General features: G+C 46.1%; 14 protein-coding genes. 11 read left to right on the top strand and 3 right to left on the bottom strand.

Going from position 1 to position 15,801, the window contains the following annotated elements; translation table 11 throughout:
* Window positions 1-29 precede the first annotated feature (29 nt).
* The 8 genes from QZ938_RS09540 to QZ938_RS09500 all read left to right on the top strand — a co-directional run bounded on the left by QZ938_RS09540 (window position 30) and on the right by QZ938_RS09500 (window position 9,862).
* Entirely contained in the window at window positions 30-755 is a 726-nt protein-coding gene (locus tag QZ938_RS09540) for a hypothetical protein (protein WP_006631881.1), read from the top strand.
* Window positions 756-1,018: 263 nt separating this feature from the next.
* Complete coding sequence (locus QZ938_RS09535) at window positions 1,019-1,885, top strand: alpha/beta hydrolase (RefSeq protein ID WP_293152035.1); 867 nt, start codon at window positions 1,019-1,021, stop codon at window positions 1,883-1,885.
* A 382-nt stretch (window positions 1,886-2,267) separates the two neighbouring features.
* Window positions 2,268-3,365: a heat-inducible transcriptional repressor HrcA gene (gene hrcA / locus QZ938_RS09525; RefSeq protein ID WP_293152031.1), complete on the top strand. Its 1,098-nt coding sequence runs from the start codon at window positions 2,268-2,270 to the stop codon at window positions 3,363-3,365.
* A gap of 654 nt (window positions 3,366-4,019) precedes the next feature.
* Window positions 4,020-5,627: a methionine--tRNA ligase gene (gene metG, locus QZ938_RS09520; RefSeq protein WP_293152027.1), complete on the top strand. Its 1,608-nt coding sequence runs from the start codon at window positions 4,020-4,022 to the stop codon at window positions 5,625-5,627.
* 91 nt (window positions 5,628-5,718) lie between these two features.
* Complete coding sequence (locus QZ938_RS09515) at window positions 5,719-6,324, top strand: NYN domain-containing protein (protein ID WP_096831201.1); 606 nt, start codon at window positions 5,719-5,721, stop codon at window positions 6,322-6,324.
* 271 nt (window positions 6,325-6,595) lie between these two features.
* Window positions 6,596-7,816: an LPS export ABC transporter periplasmic protein LptC gene (gene lptC / locus QZ938_RS09510; RefSeq protein ID WP_293350961.1), complete on the top strand. Its 1,221-nt coding sequence runs from the start codon at window positions 6,596-6,598 to the stop codon at window positions 7,814-7,816.
* 159 nt (window positions 7,817-7,975) lie between these two features.
* Window positions 7,976-8,968 (top strand): DUF1517 domain-containing protein, encoded by a 993-nt coding sequence (locus QZ938_RS09505; protein ID WP_293152022.1) that lies wholly within the window; start codon window positions 7,976-7,978, stop codon window positions 8,966-8,968.
* Window positions 8,969-9,307: 339 nt separating this feature from the next.
* Window positions 9,308-9,862 carry a cyclic nucleotide-binding domain-containing protein gene (locus tag QZ938_RS09500; protein ID WP_293152020.1) on the top strand — a complete coding sequence of 185 codons (555 nt, stop codon included), beginning with the start codon at window positions 9,308-9,310 and terminating at the stop codon, window positions 9,860-9,862.
* A gap of 351 nt (window positions 9,863-10,213) precedes the next feature.
* Here QZ938_RS09500 and QZ938_RS09495 read toward each other — a convergent pair whose 3' ends face one another.
* The 3 genes from QZ938_RS09495 to QZ938_RS09485 all read right to left on the bottom strand — a co-directional run bounded on the left by QZ938_RS09495 (window position 10,214) and on the right by QZ938_RS09485 (window position 12,936).
* Window positions 10,214-10,630, bottom strand: a complete 417-nt coding sequence (locus tag QZ938_RS09495) for a hypothetical protein (protein WP_293152017.1) — start codon at window positions 10,628-10,630, stop codon at window positions 10,214-10,216.
* Between the two features lie 555 nt (window positions 10,631-11,185).
* A complete protein-coding gene (locus QZ938_RS09490) occupies window positions 11,186-11,956 on the bottom strand; it encodes a hypothetical protein (protein ID WP_293350958.1) in 771 nt (256 codons plus the stop codon).
* Window positions 11,957-12,780: 824 nt separating this feature from the next.
* Window positions 12,781-12,936 (bottom strand): hypothetical protein, encoded by a 156-nt coding sequence (locus QZ938_RS09485; protein ID WP_293152011.1) that lies wholly within the window; start codon window positions 12,934-12,936, stop codon window positions 12,781-12,783.
* A 42-nt stretch (window positions 12,937-12,978) separates the two neighbouring features.
* On the opposite strand from QZ938_RS09485, the gene QZ938_RS09480 reads away from it, so the two are divergent.
* The 3 genes from QZ938_RS09480 to QZ938_RS09470 all read left to right on the top strand — a co-directional run bounded on the left by QZ938_RS09480 (window position 12,979) and on the right by QZ938_RS09470 (window position 15,564).
* A complete protein-coding gene (locus QZ938_RS09480) occupies window positions 12,979-13,677 on the top strand; it encodes a class I SAM-dependent methyltransferase (protein ID WP_293152008.1) in 699 nt (232 codons plus the stop codon).
* Window positions 13,678-13,996: 319 nt separating this feature from the next.
* A complete protein-coding gene (locus QZ938_RS09475) occupies window positions 13,997-14,629 on the top strand; it encodes a 7-carboxy-7-deazaguanine synthase QueE (RefSeq protein ID WP_293152005.1) in 633 nt (210 codons plus the stop codon).
* A 515-nt stretch (window positions 14,630-15,144) separates the two neighbouring features.
* On the top strand, window positions 15,145-15,564 hold the full coding sequence (locus tag QZ938_RS09470) for a hypothetical protein (protein WP_293152002.1): 420 nt from the start codon (window positions 15,145-15,147) through the stop codon (window positions 15,562-15,564).
* Window positions 15,565-15,801 lie beyond the last annotated feature (237 nt).

The following is a 15,801-nucleotide window of genomic DNA, read 5'->3' as shown; positions in this document are numbered from 1 at the left end:
AGTATATCTCCCGCACCTTCCCCTCAATTATGGCTTCGGGTTTAAAACCATCTACACTAGAACTTCTCAAGCGCTTTAACCGAGCGTTTCCACAGTTTTACGAGCAATTTGTCAGCAGCGAAATCCAACTGCAAAACCTCAAATTAGCTTACCAACTTTACAAAACTCGGCAAGCAGTCATCGAAATTAGAGCCGAAGGTAACAAAAGTGCCCTGCATTTTGCTTACCGGAATCAGTCTTTTCTACTGAGCGACATTTTCGGTGTGCTGGCTGCCTACGGGCTCACGATTCACAGTCTCAGTCTCTACGGTCAAATTTACCCGCCGATGCTGGTATTTATCAAATTGGTGGTATCTCGCGGTGGCAAGGTACTGGCAGATAAAACCGCAGAAAACGTCTGTAGGGCGGTTCGAGAGGCCTTGGCGGGGCATTTTGAGGTGGAAGAGATGTTGGCTGTGGAATTTAATTTAGACGCGGGTTTAGAGGATGTGGCTACTGAATTTTACGTCGATCCGGTTTTCCACTTGCCGGCTTTGCTGATTGAAGCAGACAACCAGCCTGGACTTTTTTACAAAGTTATGTATGCTATCTGGCAAGAGGATTTGTTGGTGGTAAATGCAAATTTATTGGTTTGGCGGGGGCGAACTCGCTTGATTCTCTATTTGTTGGGCCCCAATGAAAGTTTGATTCCTGAGTATCTGGGGCAGAAAATCGCTGAGGGGGTGCGACAAAGATTGTTGGGCGAGCGGTTTTAGGAATAGCGCCTGACGCTGGTGAAAGCCGGTTTCTCACAACAACGTTTGGAGCTATCAGATCGAGCTTAAGGACGTTCTTAATTCCTGAAACCCTTGATTTTATTACTTCTTTGTGATTTCTGCTTCCGACTTGCATTTCTCTTGCGTTCAGAAACTGGGTTTTTGCTCAAAACCTGATATTCATCCAGAGAAAGTTAAACTGAGCCGATCGCCCTCCAGTAACAGCCGATCCCTCTGTGTTGATTTCGCGATAGGATAAAATTATGGCAACCATCGACATCCTAGGGGTTCGGCACGCTTGCGATTTGACGGCTCCCACTCCAACTTCCCCGGTTCTGGTATTTGTCCACGGCTGGCTGTTAAGCCGCCGCTACTGGCAACCTCTGACAGATCGCTTGGCACCCAGCTATCAGTGCCTGACTTACGATTTGCGAGGGTTTGGCGATTCTCAATCCGACGGCGATGATAGTCGCGAGCGAGGAGAATCGCTAAGTTCCTACACTCCCGCAGCCTACGCTCGCGATTTGGAAATTTTACTCAAAAAACTGGATATTTCTAGTGCTTGGCTGGTGGGACACTCTCTCGGCGGTACGATCGCTCTTTGGGGAGCCAGCCAATTGTGCGATCGTATTAAAGGTGTTATCTGTATTAATGCAGGCGGCGGCATCTATCTAAAGGAAGAATTCGAGCGATTTCGAGCCGTCGGCACACAGCTAGTAAAAATGCGTCCCCGCTGGCTGCCTCATTTGCCACTAGCAGATTTGGTGTTTGCCCGCGATTCTGTCGATCGCTCGATCGGGCGCTCGTGGGGACGGCAGCGCTTGAGAGATTTCGTGGCAGCCCATCCAGATGCAGCTTTGGGGGCTTTGTTGGAATCCACCACAGAAGCCGAGATTCACCTGTTGCCACAAATAGTGTCCCGACTCAAGCAGCCTGTGTATTTTATTGCCGGCACTAAAGACAAAATTATGGAACCAAAATACGTGCTGCATTTGGCTAGCTTTCACTGGATGTTCCAAGGTTGTGGCGAAAATGTACTTCAGCTTCCCGATTGCGGCCATTTGGCAATGGTGGAACAGCCAGATGCAGTGGCTAGTTACCTGCAAAATATTCTGAAAGAACATGATTAGAGGGCATCGGCCAAACAGGGCATCGGGCATGGGGGCATGGGGCATCGGCCAAACAGGGCATGGGGGCATGGGGGCATGGGGCATGGGGCATGGGGCAAAGAGGGCATCGGGCATCGGGCATCGGGCCTAAAAGCATCGGGCATCGGGCATGGGAGGTTATTGGCAACCAATAACGAATAACGAATAACGAATAACGAATAACCAATAACCAATAACGAATAACGAATAACGAATAACCAATAACCAATAACCAATAACCACTGACTTCTTCCTTCGCCTAAATCTGTTATCTTAAGTAAAGAACTCTGCCCGATCGCCCTTTTCGGACAAAGGTTTTCAATGGCTTTCAACTCTAAATTCTTACTCTGCTTAAATATTATTTGTGCGCGTTAACCTCACCGATCGGCAACAACACATCCTTTGGGCAACGGTTCGCCACTACATAGCAACAGCGGAACCCGTTGGCTCAAAAGCTTTGGTTGACGAATACAACCTCAGCGTCAGCCCAGCTACCATTCGCAATGCGATGGGGACTCTTGAAAAAGCTGGACTGCTCTATCAGCCCCACACTTCTGCCGGACGAGTCCCCTCTGACTCCGGCTACAGAATTTATGTAGACCAGTTGATTCAGCCGTCTGATACGCTTGCCCGTAAGGTGGAACAGGTACTGGATCAACTCAATTGGTCGGATGGTCGCATGGATGGGGCACTCCGCGGCGCTGCTAAAATTCTGGCAACGATCAGCGGCTATATTGCCATGATTACCATACCGCAAACCAATATGGCTTGCTTGCGACACTTGCAACTGGTGCAGCTAGAGGCGGGTAAGGTGATGCTGATCGTGGTGACGGATGCCTACGAAACTCACTCGGTGTTAGTACAGTTGCCGAAGGGCGCAGAAGGTAATTGGCCGGATGTTGAAATTGTCGATCGCGAATTGCAGATTTTGTCCAATTTTTTGAACAGCAAGTTACGGGGACGATCGCTCTCGGAACTCTCCGCTGTAGACTGGAGCGAGTTAGACCGGGACTTTGAACTGTACGCGGAGTGGATGGAAACCATGCTGGCTGCATTGAGCAGCCGTCAAAGCAATCCAGCCTACACGCGGATTCTGATCGGCGGTTTGGCAGAAGCGCTGCGCTTGCCAGAGTTTTCGCAGTTGCAGCAAGTTCAAACCCTGGTGCAACTGCTCGAACAAGAACAGGAACTGCTTTGGCCTTTGATTTTTGAATCGCCTGATTTGGACTCGCCTGGGAAACGGGTAACGGTGCGTATTGGTTCAGAAAATTCGTTAGAACCAATTCGCGGCTGTACTCTGATTTCTTCGACTTACCGCCGGGGATCGATGCCGGTGGGTAGTGTTGGGGTTTTGGGGCCGACGCGGATGGTTTACGAAAATGCGATCGCGGTGGTGGAAGCTGCGGCGGATTATTTGTCCGAAGCTATTGGCGGAAATCGAGTGAATTTTCCGGAAGGATAATATATTGTTATATAGACCATAATTTAGATAGCCCCAAGCCTAACTAGCTTGGGGTTTAATTTTGTTTGCCGGATGTAGTGGCAACATTAAAAAAAACATTTTTTTTGTCAATAAACATTTGGTTTCCGGCTCTTGCTGGGTCAAGCAACCAAAGCATCGCGCTTCACTAGAGATTTTCGCAAACAACCCGATTGCTGCGTCTAGGAGTGGCTCGGAAACTGGCAGGAGTTGCGGGCGATCGGATTTGACATAGCGAGTGAGCCCCGATCGCCCATTTACAGGCAGCGCTGGGGGAGTGCCAGTCGCTCGGTTGCTTTCAGCAGGCGTTTCGAGGAGTTTTGCTGCAAATCCAGTCGGCGATCCCCCGCACTCCGGGATAGTGCCTGCGAGAAATGAATTGAAGACCCGGGATCTGCACTTTTATGGGGCCCCAAGGCAGCAAAATATCAAAATCTTAAGACATTTTAGAGACTTCGTCAAAAAGATCTAAAAAAGATTAGTCTTGAGAGGAAAGCTATATTTCTTTGGGGAATAGCCCGGGTTAAACAATTGCCCACAAGTTGCAGCAATTTTGGCTTGATTGCCACTCCAGAAAAGATTGAAGCGCTGAGTTAAGATCGAAATTAAATTTAGGGAATTTTCTTTTACCATTCAATGAAATCGACCGATATAACTAAAAATACCTTTGCCATAACAACGCCTCTGTATTATGTCAATGATTTGCCTCACGTTGGCAGCGCTTACACGACTATGGCAGCCGATGCCCTAGCCCGATTTGAGCGGCTGCGGGGCAAATCAGTGTTGCTGGTTACCGGAACCGACGAACACGGGCAGAAAATTCAGCGCACGGCAAGCAGTTTGGGACGATCGCCCCAAGCTCACTGCGATTTAGTAGTTCCCGGGTTTGAGGCGCTGTGGGAGCAACTCTCTATCCAGTACGATCGCTTTATCCGCACAACTTCGCGACGCCACGAGTACATTGTCAAAGAATTTTTCCAGCGCGTCTGGAACTCCGGCGATATCTACTTGAACCAGCAACAAGGCTGGTACTGCGTCTCCTGCGAAGAATTCAAAGATGAACGCGATTTGCTCCCCGGAAATCGCTGTTCCGTCCACACCAGCAAAGAAGTGGAGTGGCGCGACGAAGAAAATTACTTTTTTCGCCTGTCGCGCTATCAAGACCAACTGCTGGCATTGTACGCAGAACGTCCCGACTTTATCGCGCCGGAAAGTCGGCGTAACGAAGTGCTCAGCTTCGTCAACTCTGGACTCCAAGACTTTTCGATTTCTCGGGTGAATCTGGAATGGGGCCTGCCAATACCAGTTGATCCGGGCCACACCATTTACGTCTGGTTTGACGCTTTGCTGGGATACATCACGGCTCTGCTCGATCCGGACAGCGACCCATTGTTAGAGAATGCTTTATCTAAATGGTGGCCGATTGACCTGCACTTGATCGGCAAAGATATTCTCCGCTTCCACGCAGTTTATTGGCCGGCAATGCTGATGTCCGCCGGTATGTCCGTACCTGGCCGCGTCTTCGCTCACGGTTTTTTGACCAAAGACGGCAAAAAAATGGGAAAAACGGAGGGAAATACTTTAAACCCGGTCGAATTGGTCAATAAATACGGCGCTGATGCAGTTCGTTACTATTTCCTCAAAGAAATTGAGTTCGGAGAAGACGGCGATTTTAACGAAACTCGGTTTATCAATATATTGAATGCTGAGCTAGCAAACGATCTGGGAAATTTGCTTAACCGGACTTTAAACATGGCTCGCAAATATTGCGGTGGCTGCGTGCCAAATGTGTCTGGGGAAAGTATTTCCGGCGACAACCTTCTCAAGGGTATGAGCCTGGATTTGGGCGATCGAGTGGCGGGTTTTTACGAAGAGTTAGCTTTTAGCAAGGCTTGCGAAGCTGTGCTTGCATTAGTTCGAGCCGGTAACAAGTTTATTGACGTACAAGCACCTTGGACTTTGTACAAGCAAGGACAGCTCGAAAGTCTCCAAGAAGTGCTATATTCTGTTCTGGAATCTGTTAGACTAGCATCTTACCTTTTATCGCCGATTATTCCAAATATCAGCAACGCTATCTATCAGCAGCTAGGTTTTTCAATTGACTTTAACGATCGTGTTGCAGTTAACAGTTTAGCGACTTTTGTAGCTCATGCTACCTGGGGCGCTTTGCCTGCAAACCAAACTCTGGGGGAACCCCAACCAGTGTTTAAGCGGCTGGAACTACTGGAAACAGTAGCGTCATAGTCGGCAGCTAGCGATCGGGGTGCTATGACAGATTATGAATTAGCACTTAATTTCCTTACCAATCTTTCATAAAATTTGAGGCATAACAATCATGTTGAATAGAATAGAAAGCAACGACCTTTTTACGCCGGAACAGGTTCTGGAAAATCGCGGTCGAGTGGCAATTTTTATTGACGGATCTAATCTTTTTTACGCGGCTTTACAATTGGGAATTGAGATTGATTACACTAAGCTATTGTGTCGTTTAACTGCGGGATCGCGGCTGTTGCGCTCTTTTTTCTACACGGGTGTCGATCGCACTAACGAGAAACAGCAGGGGTTTTTGCTGTGGATGCGCCGCAACGGCTATCGGGTGATTTCTAAGGATTTGGTACAGTTACCCGACGGTTCTAAGAAGGCGAATTTGGATGTAGAAATCGCTGTAGATATGATGGCGTTGGTGGGTTCCTACGACACGGCTGTTTTGGTGAGCGGCGACGGTGATTTGGCCTATGCTGTGGATGCTGTGAGCTATCGCGGCGTGCGGGTGGAGGTGGTGAGTTTGCGATCGATGACCAGTGACAGTTTAATCAATGTAGCCGATCGCTATATCGATTTGGAAATGATTAAGGACGACATCCAAAAAACTTCGCGTCCTAATTATGCCTACCGCCCGTTGTCGGGTTTGAGCTTGATGGACGAACACGACGACAGATAGGGAATGGGGAATGGGGAATGGGGAATGGGGAATGGGGAATGGGGAATGGGGAATGGGGAATAGGGAATGGGGAATGGGGAATTGGGAATGGGGAATAGGGAATGGGTTGAATAATTGAAAATTAGAAGTTAAAAATTTAGCTCAAGTATGACAGATTTTTGATTAGTGTTTTTAATTAGCCAATTACCAATTACCAATTATCAATGCCCTGTTTGCCCAATTACCAATTATCAATGCCCAATGCCCTGTTTGGCCTTCTTCCCAATGCCCAATGCCCAATTATCGATTACCAATGATTAATCTCAAATCCCAAATTACCAATTTCCAATCCCCAAAATTAATGTCGCTATTGTTAGCAGCACTGATTTTGGGGATTAATGCTTGTGCGGCTCCCCAAGAGACTCAAAAGAACAAATTAGCTGAGGATATCAAAACAGCTCAGCAGTCAAATAGCACTTTAACTTTGAACAAAGTAACCCTAGAACAAGCAAACGAAAAGGGTGAGACGTTCTGGAAAGTAAACTCGAAAAACGCCGTTTACAGCAAAGACCAAAAAATAGTTAACGTTCAGAAACCTGTGGGCAAATTGTTTCAGGACGGCAAAGAAATTTATGATATTCAGGGAGAAACCGGGCAGGTATTTCAGGAAGGAAATCAGGTTTTTCTCAAAGGTAACATAGTCGCTACCGATCTGAAAAACGGCGTGGTATTGAGAGGAAATGAGTTGGAGTGGCGCCCGAAGGAAGATGTTTTAGTTATTCGCAATAATTTGACTGGACAGAACAAACAGGTGAGTGCTTCAGCGAAGGAAGCGCGGGTTTTCAGCAGGGCTAAGAGGATGGAGTTATTCGGATCTGTGGTGGCGAATGTTAAAGATCCAGTTTTGCAATTGCGAACCGAACATTTAGTTTGGTTTGTGGAGCAACAAAAGGTACACAGCGACCAACCGACTCAACTTGACAGATATAAAGATAAAAAAGTAACAGACAGCGGTTTTGCCGACAAGGTAGATGTAGACTTAAAAACCAAAATTGCCACGCTAACCCAAAACGCTCAATTGATGCCATCAGACCCGCCCCTGCAAATAGAAAGCAGTTTGATGAGTTGGAATTTTCCGGCTCAATATGTGATATCGCCCGGGCCTGTCAAGCTTTTTCACCGCGTGGAAAAGGTGACGATGACGGGGGATACGGGGCGGGGAGATTTAGATAAAAAGATTTTTTATTTGACGGGAAATGTGGTAGGAATCGGGGAGAAACGTGAATCTCAATTAAATACCGATCGCGTAACGTGGTATTTAAGTAACCAGACGTTCGACGCCGAAGGAAATGTGGTTTACAAGCAATTAAATCCGGTGTTTAATTTGACTGGGCCGAGGGCGGCGGGAGAGTTAAAAAATCAAACTGTGGTTGTCAAAGGTGACGGTGCCGGCGGCCAAGTGGTGACGGAATTTGTGCCGGATGAGAATAAGGGAATTTTGGACAGTAGATAAAATTGTGACTTTCGACTCTACTATTTGGTCTTTCTCCTTCTCTGACTGGTGCTGGGATGGGTTGGTACGGATATCTCGCACGCTGCACACCTGCAACCGGGCTGCCCATAAGCGAGGATAGACTGTAAATTATAAGTGTTATCGAATAGTAACGGTCTTATGTACAAGCAACTAATTTCAAAGATCAAACCGCTTTTGAAATCACTATTTGCGATCGGTCTGGTACTGACGCTAGCCCTCGGTAACGCTGACGGAGCTCTGGCTGCTCGCAGCGGAGGACGGATGGGGGGCGGATCTTTTAGAGCTCCGGCGCGCAGTTACTCGTCTCCTAGTCGCACTTACGCACCGTCTGGAGGGGGTTACTACCCCGGCGGCTACGGAGGTGGCTTTGGTGGCGGTTTCGGATTCCCCTTCTTGCTGCCGTTTTTTGGCTTTGGAGGCGGATTTGGCGGCCTGTTTTCGATTTTGATTTTTATTTCGATCGCGAATTTCCTGGTGCAAAGCTTCCGCCGCGCCGGGACTGCAACTGACGAACTCGGCAACAGCGCGCCTACTACCACGGTATCTGTGGCCCGCTTGCAAGTTGGTTTGCTAGCAGAAGCCCGCGGTTTGCAAGCTGAACTCGACGCGCTAGCGCGCAAAGCGAATACCGATACAGCGGCCGGCCGCGCTCAAGTGCTGCAAGAATCTACTCTGGCGATGTTGCGACATCCTGAATACTGGGTTTACGCGGGCGCTGACTCTGTGCAAACTCGCTTGGAAGCAGCCGAAGCTAAATTTAACCAGTTTTCTTTGGCAGAACGCAGTAAGTTTACTGAAGAAACGCTCTCGAATTATAACAACCAGCTCCGGCAAGCAGGGAGCAGCAATAACCTGCCAGCTTTGCAGGAAAACGGCGCCCTAGTTGGTTCTGATTTGAATTCTGAACCGGGTGAGTTTATTGTAGTGACGGTGATTGTCGGTACTCAGGGCAAATTGCAATTGCCGACAGTGAAAAACTCTGAAGATTTGCGCCAAGCTTTGCGCCAAATTGGGGGAGTTTCGAGCGAGCAGTTGCTGGCGGTTGAGGTGCTGTGGACTCCTCAAGCTAACGGGGACACTCTGACTGCTGATGATATGTTGGCTGGTTATCCTGATTTGCGATCGATTTAGCGATATACCAGATAGGGCGCGGAGCGTTAGTCTCCCGCGCCCCCTGCCGCAACCATGCTGTGGGGGAGAACCGGGTTGGTTTTAAGACGGAGATGAAGCAGGATTTTTGGGAATGCCGATCGATTCGATTTAAAAAAGATTGTTCAACGAATGCTAGTATTGAGAGATTATCATTCAGTCTCGTTCATCTGTTATTGGGAATGTCTGCCCTAATAGGATTTTGCCAAGCAGTTAGGCAGGATAAAAAAACTGTATTCAGCGAGGAGTGACTGCTTAGGAAGAAGTTGCGACCGCGCGCCCTCTAAATTTAATATAAATAAGCGATCGGGAGCTAAAGTTATGGCCGACAGCAGTAGAAAAAAAGCACTTTTTATTTTGAGCCAGTTAAATAATGACGATATCGACTGGATAGTTCAAAAAGGGAAAAAAGAAATTCTCGAACCGGGCGAGATTTTGATCCATGAAGGGAGACAGCACGATGCTCTCTACATTGTTTTGAAGGGGAGTATGAGCGTTTGGATCGAGGCTGAGCAGAGCAAAGAACTCGCTAAAATAGGTAGCGGAGAACTTGTGGGAGAAGTTTCTTTCATTGACGCACGCCCTCCTTTGGCCACGGTGATGGCAATAGAAGAAACTCACTTGTTGGTAATTCCCCGAAGGCAGCTAGTCGTAAAACTTCAACACGATATGGGTTTTGCTTCCCGATTTTATTATGGAATTTCGCTGTGTCTGGCAGACAGGATGCGCGGTACGATCCGACATATAGAATACGGTCGCAATATAGAATTGGAGCAGGAGGAATTGGATCGGGAGGATATTAATCCGAACGTCCTGGAAAATTTGGCGCTAGCTCAAGCAAAGTTTAATTGGTTGAGGGAGAATGTGAGGGCTTGATTAATTGGGTGCATATCACTTTTGAAGACGGCGAAGCATGACCGTACATAAGTTATTAGCGATCGTCTCAACAGAAGTCGAAAACAAAATAGAGGCGGGTTTTACCGGAAAGCTCGACAATTCCCGTATCTAGAAAAACCTGCCTCTTGGCTTTGCAGTTACCAGAAAGAATTGCTTGAAAGCCTCTCCGTTTGAGGGAGAAATTAAAATCAGACTATTCATTATTCCAATCCTTTTCCTTCTAGGTAGAGGTTACTATCAAAATGAAGAGGGCGGGCACGGGGCACCGCCCCTACAACTGTCAACTGTTGAAAACCTCGCCCGCAGAAGCGCAACTACCAACCAGACAACCTAGATCATTCCTGGGCCTTTGCCGCGGGTGTCTTCATCCATGGTCAGTTTTCCTTCCTCACCTTTTTTATCTTTGATTTCTGCGAGAATTTGAGCGCGTTCTGCGGCTTCGGCTTCCTCTTTTGCTCTCAAATCGCCCGGTTCGTTGATGTACATTTCGGGTTCGATCGCGTAATTGTTAACGAGACCTTCCTTGTCTACTGTATAACCATCAGTAGTGTGAATGCTTTCGTCATCGGTTTGGTCGTCGGTTTTGGCGCTTTGCTGCTTCGCTTCAGTGGTTGTGTGCATGAAGTTAGAGCCTTCGCGTTCTTGCCGCGCTGCTGTCTCAGCAGGAGTAATGCCCCTGTCATAATGGGGGGCTTCCATATTAGCTTCGATTTGTTCGTCGGTCGGTGTTGATTTGCTAGTAGTCATGATTTATTCCTGAGTTATTTTTTCAAAAATGTCTTTGGCTTATGTTTAAATATTAAGCCTAAGCTAACTCATTCACTAACTATCTTTGGTTATAGTTTCCTGAAACTTGCTGTAATGTAAAATACATTTATTGAGTCTTCCTCAAGACTGATAAACTTCTCTTTTAATTAAAACTTTCACAGTTTGCGAGCCTCTGACATCTATCTAAAGGTAGGGAATTGGTCATTGGGCATTGGGCATTGGGCATTGGGAATTGGGAATTGGGCATTGGGCATTGTTAGCTGTTGACTGTTAACTGTTAACTGTTAACTGTTAACTGTTAACCAATAACCAATAACCAATAACCAATAACCAATAACCAATAACCAATAACCAATAACCAATAACCAATAACCAATAACCAATAACCAATAACCAATAACCAATAACTAATGACAACTGTCAACTGTCAACTGTCAACTGTCAACTGTCAACTGTCAACTGTCAACTGTCAACTGTCAACTGACAACTGACAACTGACAACTGTCAACTGTCAACTGTCAACTGTCAACTGTCTTACGATTCTTTGAAGAAGCGGATGATTTCGCGGACGTGGTTGAGAAATTGTCCGTCATCGGTGAGTTGGGCGATCGCACTTTCGGCATCTCTTGCCAGTTTAGTGTGTTCTGCCTGATTTGTCGATCGCAAATTTTCTAGAGATGCGGCTAAATTAGTTAATTCTATCCTGGTAGCCCGTTGCTGCCGCTCTTGGATAGCAGCCCAAGAAGTTTCATCGTCTGAATTTAATTGATCGGTCAAATTTTTGACTGTAGATTCTAATTCTGCAAAGCGGTTGCGGAGTTCGAGAATATCTTCGCGGGGGTGGAAAAATTCGCTGCGGATGGTTGTCAGCCGCTGGGCTAAATACTGATAACCTCGGATAGCCGGACGCAGTATAGTTAAAAGCAGTGCTGCACCGGAACTGAGATAGCCAACAGCACTAATGCCGGTGGCGGATAGGGCATAAAGTGCGATCGCGCTAACCAGGTGAAGGGCGATCGCCACCCAGAGCGATCGGCTAGCTAATACAGTAACGTATTTTAGTTGTTCGGAATCGACAGCAATATTTTTTTTAGTAGATTCTGCGCCTTGTGCTAAAACTTCCTTAGCTTCAAAATGGATATTCCAAGGAACTGTAACTATCAACAACAGCCATTCAAAAATAGCAATGGCAATTACCCAATCTATAAAACTGCCGGCGGGGACGTGCAGCCATTGTAAAATAGCAAAAATTAACAGTAACAACAGGCCAGTACCAGTACCGAAACCTGCAAAATTATAATACATACCAATTGCCTTTGTGAAATGTTATTTTGATTGTGGATAACTTGTTTAGGTGTCGAGCAATCAACTGTGACAGTTAAGAAATTGTCAGAGCGCTCCTGGTTCGTTAGTGATTAGTAACATTCCAGGGCAAAGGCTGCCAAAAACCTGGTTTGGTCACCAAAATACTTGCTCTGCTTCAAGAGGAGAATGTTGTTTTGATTGTGGGTAGGTGGTTGAGGTGGGGTGTATCTCTGTTTTGCCTTTGTAGTAGTGCTGTCCCCGCTCGCGTGCTATACAAAGCACGCGAGCGGGGACAGCACTCAAAGAAAAAAGGCTTTTTACAAAAATGAGATGCTGCCGTTGAGGTGTGGATAAATATACTGTGACACTTAGAAAAATGTCCCTGTCTATTCGGATTATTAGCTATTAGTAATACTCCCGGACAGAAGGATTGCCACGCGCTTGTTTAATTTTTGAAAAATAGACAGACAAGAAGCCATCAACAAGAGTTAAATTAAACTTTATTTGTGTGAGTCTCGCGCAAATTATAAATGATTATTGATTGGCTATTAGTTGTCAAGATGAAGTCATGTCCTCCCCAGATTGTACCATTTGACATTGGAGATTATTCGACTTCATGAAAGGCTACGCTCAGAACAAGTCCCGCTCCTACAAGTTGGAGAGTTAAGATGAGGAATGACTAATTGTATATCGGTTGGCAACTTGCCGACTGTTAGATTATTTTGTTAAGCTGGCATTACTCACAGTGTTACGCAGCGCAAGGAATGCAGCAATCTCAAAACCATCCTTTTGTTCTCTTTTCTTTTCCTGGGCGACTAAATCACCTATAGCTGAGATAAACTGATTGGGAGGTCGATCGCCCGTGAGAGCAAGTTACCAGATTCTTGCAAGCGAGACGGCGATACTCTTACCCTGAGAGAAATGACAGCAAAATAGGTGCCAAAATTCACTCTACCGTCTGCAATTTCCAATAACTGCACGTATACCACGTAAAATCAAAAGTCAGCAGCAAGGACAAACCGATGGCGAACTCAACTCTTGGCCTAGAAAATCAACTTTACGATTATCTGTTATCTATTTCTTTGCGGGAACCAGATATTCTTGCTTCATTGCGGAAAGAAACTGCTAAGCATCCTATGGGTATGATGCAAATAGCTCCCGAACAAGGGCAGTTTATGGAGATGCTCGTGCAGCTTATGGGAGCGACAAAAACCTTAGAAATTGGAGTTTTTACTGGTTATAGCTCGCTATGTGTAGCTTTAGCATTGCCTTCTAATGGTAAAATTATTGCTTGCGATGTCAGCGAGGAATATACTTCGATCGCGCGACGGTATTGGGAAGCTGCGGGTGTGGCTAACAAAATTTCTTTGCATTTGGGCCCAGCACTAAATACTCTCGACAAACTCATAGCCGAGGGACAAGCCGGAACCTTTGATTTTGCCTTCATCGACGCCGATAAAGAAAATTATGAGGCTTATTTTGAGCGATCGCTCCAACTGGTGCGGAATGGCGGTTTAATTGTAATTGACAACGTTCTGTGGTCTGGACGAGTTGCGGATCCTGAAGTACAAGACACAAGTACCCTCGCCCTTCGTACTTTCAACGACAAGTTGCGTAACGATCCGAGAATAACACTCAGTGTTGTTCCCATTGGTGACGGGTTGAGTTTGGCCCTGAAACGCCGCTGGGCTACGATGATGGCACCTGAAGAACAGAATTAAATAGTTCAAGCGGCTGGGAACTGCATTAAGACTCCTCGAAACCGGGTGGTTATCTGTATTAAAGGCTGCGATACAGTATTTGCATAAAAAACCCGGTTTCTGCCTACCGTGCATCCAGGACTATATCAATTACTGATGACAAATTACACTTACTAAAAGTAGTATAGGATTTACCAGAAAGATGAGGTATGACTGTAAATGGATTTTTTGATGCGACGTTGCTTAATACATAATAAAGATAAGAGGGCTGAAGCCCAACAACGTACCTCACCTATCTAAGAAAGGCTATAACAAGTATTATTAATTAGTTTGAGGTAAAATGCAGGGATCGAATTTACAAATAAAATTACCGATTCATGAAACTTTTCAGTGTACGGTTCAAGGTGAAGGTTACTGGACGGGGACTTTAGTTGATTTTATCAGATTAGCTGGTTGTCCTGTGCGGTGTCCTTGGTGCGATACAGGCTACGGAAATGGTGGCAAAGGTTTGCCATCGGTGCCACAGTCGATCGCACAATTGCTAGATCAATTGCAGTCTCCGAGGGTTGTCATTAGTGGTGGCGAACCTTTTATTCACCAGAATTTGCCGGAGTTAGTGCGAGCTTTGTTAGCAACTGACAAACAGGTGAATATTGAAACTTCGGGCGCTTACTGGCAGGATATTTCGCCACTGGCTTGGATTACTCTTTCTCCTAAAGAACACGTCAATCCTCACTATCCGGTGCAAGAGCGTTTCTGGACGAGAGCTAATGAAATTAAGTTGGTGGTTAGCACTGGCGAAGAAGTTGATTTTTACACAAAATATTTGGCTGATAATGTGAATATTCCTGTATATTTGCAGCCGGAGTGGGAAAAGCGCGAGCGGGCAATTCCGATGATTTTGGAGTTATTGAAACAGCATCCGAGTTACAGGTTGTCTTTGCAAACTCACAAGTTTATTGGTGTTCAATAAACATCCCAAAATACTGTAGTTCCTGTCTTGAAAAGTCAAGGGGTAGCGAGCAAATAAGTTGGATCGAAAGGTTTTTGGGATTTTAAAATCCCAAAAGGCAAATGTACCAATTTCCGCATGACTCGCACCAATCACCTGCATTTTCACGCCAGCCACGACCCAATAATCGCACAGTGAGTCGCTTTCAACAAAGGATTGTGACGCATCGCCACTACATAGGGCATATCTGTGTTGGCCGCAGGTACGGAATTTGCGATCGCAGTGCCGATCGACTAAAATTCATTCAACCTGGGAAAATTTAGCAGATTGGACGCATGAATACCAAAGAAACCGGGTTTTTACCTGAATTGTCGGCTGTAATACGTCTTTTCGTAAAAAAACCCGGTTTCTGGCCAGCCGTGCAATCGCGAACTGTAATCTATCAAATAGTCCACAGTTTACCGTTTAAAGCAGGTAATATGCAGTTACATTGTTAACTAAATGTGTAATAACTGTATTTGATAGGAGTATTTCGAGTGAACGCTGCCGAACAAGCCAGAAATATAGAATTAGCTAGCAAAATTGCTGCGGTTGTTAATTTATTTAAGTCGGAATTTCCGGATGTGAAAGTCGATTTGAAACCTTGGATGAATGACCATGATACCAGAGAACTTGTCGATCCTGAGTCGATCGATATTGGCTTCCATTTTCCCGGTAGAAGTCGCTTGTTGCAAAGCCGCAGTATCTTGATCCAAATCCGATTTTACCAAGATCCGGTCGAAGGATCTCGGCGGGCGATCGGGGTTGAGGCGGCAGGTTACGATCATACTGGTCAACAGTGGCGCTTTTCTACCGTGGAAAATTGGGGTTTTGTGGGTGAAACTGAGCCCGCTGCGGAATCAGCCGAAAAGCTCAAACACTTTTGCCGCGAGATATTTGGTTTGTTTAATGGCTGATATTAATTCCCGGTTAATGACTCATTATAAATCAGGTTTGTAGTGAGGACTTTAGTCCTTCTTGAATTAAATTCTCCACAGATGGAGAGGACTGAAGTCCTTACTACGAACCACAGATGGAGAGGACTGAAGTCCTTACTACGAACCACAGATGGAGAGGACTGAAGTCCTTACTACGAACCACAGATGGAGAGGACTGAAGTCCTTACTACGAACCACAGATGGAGAGGACTGAAG

The organism is Microcoleus sp. CAWBG27, from assembly GCF_020883145.1.
In the GTDB taxonomy this organism is placed as follows: Bacteria; Cyanobacteriota; Cyanobacteriia; order Cyanobacteriales; family Microcoleaceae; genus Microcoleus.
This window is presented reverse-complemented; position numbering and strand designations above follow the sequence as displayed.

Excerpts from the sequence above, each read along its gene's own strand:
- QZ938_RS09475 (WP_293152005.1), top strand. The coding sequence starts at position 13,997 with ATGCAGGGATCGAATTTACAAATAAAATTACCGATTCATGAAACTTTT.
- QZ938_RS09540 (WP_006631881.1), top strand. The coding sequence starts at position 30 with ATGGCTTCGGGTTTAAAACCATCTACACTAGAACTTCTCAAGCGCTTT.
- QZ938_RS09490 (WP_293350958.1), bottom strand. The coding sequence starts at position 11,956 with ATGTATTATAATTTTGCAGGTTTCGGTACTGGTACTGGCCTGTTGTTA.
- QZ938_RS09480 (WP_293152008.1), top strand. The coding sequence starts at position 12,979 with ATGGCGAACTCAACTCTTGGCCTAGAAAATCAACTTTACGATTATCTG.
- QZ938_RS09505 (WP_293152022.1), top strand. The coding sequence starts at position 7,976 with ATGTACAAGCAACTAATTTCAAAGATCAAACCGCTTTTGAAATCACTA.
- QZ938_RS09495 (WP_293152017.1), bottom strand. The coding sequence starts at position 10,630 with ATGACTACTAGCAAATCAACACCGACCGACGAACAAATCGAAGCTAAT.
- QZ938_RS09515 (WP_096831201.1), top strand. The coding sequence starts at position 5,719 with ATGTTGAATAGAATAGAAAGCAACGACCTTTTTACGCCGGAACAGGTT.
- lptC (WP_293350961.1), top strand. The coding sequence starts at position 6,596 with ATGCCCAATTATCGATTACCAATGATTAATCTCAAATCCCAAATTACC.
- metG (WP_293152027.1), top strand. The coding sequence starts at position 4,020 with ATGAAATCGACCGATATAACTAAAAATACCTTTGCCATAACAACGCCT.
- QZ938_RS09500 (WP_293152020.1), top strand. The coding sequence starts at position 9,308 with ATGGCCGACAGCAGTAGAAAAAAAGCACTTTTTATTTTGAGCCAGTTA.
- QZ938_RS09535 (WP_293152035.1), top strand. The coding sequence starts at position 1,019 with ATGGCAACCATCGACATCCTAGGGGTTCGGCACGCTTGCGATTTGACG.